Origin of the sequence: Youngiibacter multivorans, assembly GCF_017873395.1 — a bacterium.
GTDB lineage: Bacteria > Bacillota > Clostridia > Clostridiales > Clostridiaceae > Youngiibacter > Youngiibacter multivorans.
On record NZ_JAGGKC010000061.1, the window covers coordinates 1 to 3,288 of the forward strand.

Annotated in this window: 2 protein-coding genes; one reads left to right on the forward strand and one right to left on the reverse strand. The window is 39.1% G+C overall.

Annotated elements, in window-relative coordinates; all coding sequences use genetic code 11:
• Positions 1 to 101 precede the first annotated feature (101 nt).
• The gene (locus J2Z34_RS17420; RefSeq protein WP_209461145.1) at positions 102 to 413 is read right to left on the reverse strand and encodes a hypothetical protein; all 312 of its coding nucleotides are present in this window, start codon (positions 411 to 413) and stop codon (positions 102 to 104) included.
• A gap of 896 nt (positions 414 to 1,309) precedes the next feature.
• Here J2Z34_RS17420 and J2Z34_RS17425 point away from each other — a divergent pair.
• The coding region (locus J2Z34_RS17425) for a hypothetical protein (RefSeq protein WP_209461146.1) at positions 1,310 to 3,288 on the forward strand (1,979 nt) is incomplete at its 3' end.

The following is a 3,288-nucleotide window of genomic DNA, read 5'->3' on the forward strand; positions in this document are numbered from 1 at the left end:
GTGCCTGAGCTTGTCTCAGCTCTCCTGTCCTGTTCCTATTCCCACTCTTGTTAGTATCTTAAGTCATGTATAAACACAAATTAAAATACACTACCGAAATTTTAGGATTTCTTCTCTCTTGCTTCCTTAAGCTTCTTTAAGATCTCTTCCTGTCTTGCGATTTCCTCATCCAGCTCATTGATATTACCTGAAGATTTTAATTTTTCATTTTCAAGCTCTTCTACTATAGCTCTGACTGATTCCTCAGAGTTTTCCGATGCAGGAGCTTCCTGCTTCCTCTTCTTTATGTTAAGCCTGCTCTTTCCCTTTGAAAGTGGTCCGAATACCATGTATACCGATGTAACCGCAGACAGATATATGGCGAGCCCTACTGCCAAGGCTATGATAAATTCCTGTGTCAGCTGAAATTTCATTTGGAACCCACCTCTCATCCAATCAAGTATGTCCTCTCCTTGAATTATACCATACTGGACGATTGATGTGATAAGGATTTGACTGGTTATGCATAATCGATAGCTGTCGATATGAGAACGCATTGAATAGTTATTATTGGTTTACAATAATCTAACTGTGAATATTAGTTGAAAATGATAAATCGTAGTTAATGAAAGTCTCACATATTTTTTTGATAGAAAGTTTAAAATAACAATAATAAATATGCATAAATATATATATTTAATAATAAAAACGTTTACAAAATCGTTATAAACACCTATTTTTTTCGATTATTTGAAGTGGTAGAATGAAGTTGGATAGAAAGTTACAAAAAGATTTCAAAGCAAGAATTGGAGATCATTGTATTTAAATAATACAATATAATATAATATCTTTCGCTTGATAGTGGAGTGACCCAAAGAAAATTCCGGGATTTTGTTTAGGTGCATTCCATTTTGTCATATTATCCTAGTTACCATAAAAAAACAGTCAATTGATAGTGTGGTTAGTTAGTGGTTGAATCAGCGTGATCTAATTTTACAAATGAAGCGGATAAGTAAGGACAAGGTCGCAGAGGTATAGAGAAATCTTGAAACCATATTAGAGAAAATAAGATATCGATGCGTTGAATAGTTGAATAGGTGTGGTGTAGCTGGTGACTCTTATTGTTCGCTGGCTTTTTGCGTTTTTCAGCACGTTGAAAGTTAAAGAAATATCAATGATTACAATGATTGCACATGCGCAGATAATTAATTTCCATTCCTGCCCAGTCTGCTCGAGGATCAATAGGATCCAGGCAGTTATGGAGATTTACTTCTCAATCGAATACTCCGGTAGCACCGGAAAAGTTCGATTATATTTGGAGGAGATTCATATGAATACGAATCTGTCGCATCATAAATGGCGAGACAGAAGACTGTTAAGATTCGGGATTTCTTTGGTCACAACTCTCCTTTTTGCATTTCCGATTCTAGCTTCACCAGTCAAAACCTACGCTGATCCTAAAGATAAACTGTCGAAAGATGTAATTGGGATAGAGCAACAGGTTATAGAGGAGCCAGTGGTTGAAGAACCGATAGTTGAAGAACCGGTGGTTGAAGTGCCGGTTGTGGAAGAACCGGTAGTAGAAGAGCCGGTAGTAGAAGAACCGGTAGTAGAAGAGCCGGTAGTAGAAGAGCCGGTAGTAGAAGAACCGGTAGTAGAAGAGCCGGTAGTAGAAGAGCCGGTAGTAGAAGAGCCAATAGTAGTTGAATTAGTACCTGAAGCTCCATTAACATATTTAGTTGCTCCAGTTGTAATCGTCAATAAAGAGGATTATAATCCTGGCGGAAAAGTAAATATGAAGGGTAGCGGATGGATACTAGATAGTGCAGTCTATATAGAAGTTAAAGAAGTATATGGCACATGGAGATTTGAGACTGTAGCTGAAGTTGATTCGCAGGGAATGTTCGCAATATTGTTCAATATTGCTGACTACTATTCCCCAAATTATGAAGTTGTAGTAACAGGTGCAGATACCAAAACTATCGTAAATACTTCATTCACAGATGACGGAGGAGCATATACAATTGACTTCTCAAGTTACAATCCTGACACATACGAAAAGTATTTCCCAAAGTACTACGCTCCGTTACCTGAGAAGACCATAGGACGATGGCCAGACCAGTTGGGAACCACCCTTCATTCGAATACTAGAGAATCATTAGCTCCGGAGGATCTTGTATTAGGGCAGATAGTACCTTTCGAGGCATACGTAACGGTAAATGGTTCAACAGCACCTGAGAATGGCATAATTACAATGGAGATGTTCTGGTCTACCAAGACCACTAGCGGCAGTGACTTTGGGTATGATGGAAACTACATGGTTTATGCTGCATTTGTTGATATCACACACTCAACAGATCCTGCGGGAAATGCTAGTGTCACAAGTATTGTAAACAAACTGAATACAGCTGATTTCACAAGTATCATAACGGTTGAAGGACTTGACAATGGTGATGTAATTTCAGTTGAGATTTGGGTAGTATTGCAGGAAGATTTGCCTGCTAAGATAGCAGGTAACAATGATTCAAGCTTTGTTAGTGCGGTGACAGCTTCAGGCGAGGTAATTACTAAATCAGCTCAGACTGTACCACTATTGAAGCCGTCAGATTTCCTTGCTTATGGAAGTTTACAAATAAATAAGAGCTTTATCGGTATACCAGTAGGATATGTTTTGCCAGCTTATGTAGATGTAGATGTAACCAGTGACTATTACCCGACTTTCACATTAAATATTCCCATCGATTCATCTGGTAATGGAACGATAATAAAAGCTGGACTAGTGCCAGGCACATACACTATTTCCGAGGTAACAATTCCTGAATGGAGTATCACATATCCAGATGGAAGGGTTGCTATAGTACCACCAAAGGGACTGGCAACATTAAATATTGTTAATACCTTTAATGTTCCACCAGCAATTAGAGTTACAAAGACAGCAAGCCCTACACATGTTCCAGAGACTGGTGGGAATGTGACATTTACATTCCTGGTAGAGAATATTGGTCCTCAGACCGTTACTCTCAACAGTTTAGTGGATGATGTATTTGGAGATCTTAATGGAAAGGGAGATATAGTTATACCACAAACTATACTTTCAGGCGGATCATATACTGGCACATACACTGTTTGGCTCTCGTCTGATTCGTTAACGGCACATACGAATGTAGTAACAGCTACAGCGGTAGACAACTACGGAACAGTAGCTACGGATGATGACGATGAGACCGTGACCTTCGACGATGTGGCACCGATGATCAGAGTAACAAAGACAGCAAATCCGGCAAGCGTACCTGAGACTGGCGGAAATGT